General features: G+C 66.8%; 1 pseudogene. It reads right to left on the reverse strand.

The features are described from left to right. A pseudogene (locus SNR22_RS29170) lies at window positions 1-372 on the reverse strand (hypothetical protein); the annotation flags it as partial. Between the last annotated feature and the right edge of the window lie 379 nt (window positions 373-751).

A 751-nucleotide genomic window follows, 5' to 3' on the forward strand; every position in this document is an offset into this window, starting at 1 on the left:
CTTCAGCGTGCCGCCCAGTTCGTTGTTGGCCCGTACCACCGCTTCGACCAACGCGTCGTCGTCGCAGGGCACCTCACGAACCCGGCCCTCCCCGTCACGCTCACCCCGACCGTCCCGGTCCTTGTCGCGGTGCTCGTCACGATCGTCCCGGCCGGGCCCGTCGTCCTTGACGACCTGCTCGGCGGTGGACCACTTGAGGTTTTCCAGCTGGTTCATCCCCGCCGCCCCCGCGCCGGTGGCAGCACCCACGGTGACGAGGCTGACGACGCCGGTCAGGCCGGCGACGCCGGTGGCGAGCCACAGCTTGCGGCGGCGCGGCGCCGTCCCGGTTTCCCGCGCCGTATCGGTGTTCTTCGGAAGGTAGTTGGACATCGGAGCTCTCTGCTCTCTCCTCGTACCAGACAAGGTGCTTCGCCATCGCGAGGCGCCTTGGCTACAAATCGGTTGTAGCTGCTCAAGAACACCGTATGAGAATGTTCTTCGTGGAGGGGGCAGATCAGAAGAAACCGCACATTAGGCGTACGGCACGCCTAGGGCGGCCCTAACCCGGACGTAGCTCGCCGGGTACGCGAGGACGGCCCCTCCCGCCGCCGGTGGGCGGTCGGGAGGGGCCGTCTCCTCTATGTGGTGCAGCTCCGGATCAGGCGAAGCAGTTGGGGATGTGGCCGGTGCAGTTGGTGGGGTCGTTGTCGATGACGATGGTTTCGTCGTCGAGGCGGACTTTGCCGTCGTTGTTGACGATGCCGCCGGC

The sequence above is a fragment of the Micromonospora sp. RTGN7 genome (genome assembly GCF_033804645.1).
In the GTDB taxonomy this organism is placed as follows: Bacteria; Actinomycetota; Actinomycetes; order Mycobacteriales; family Micromonosporaceae; genus Micromonospora.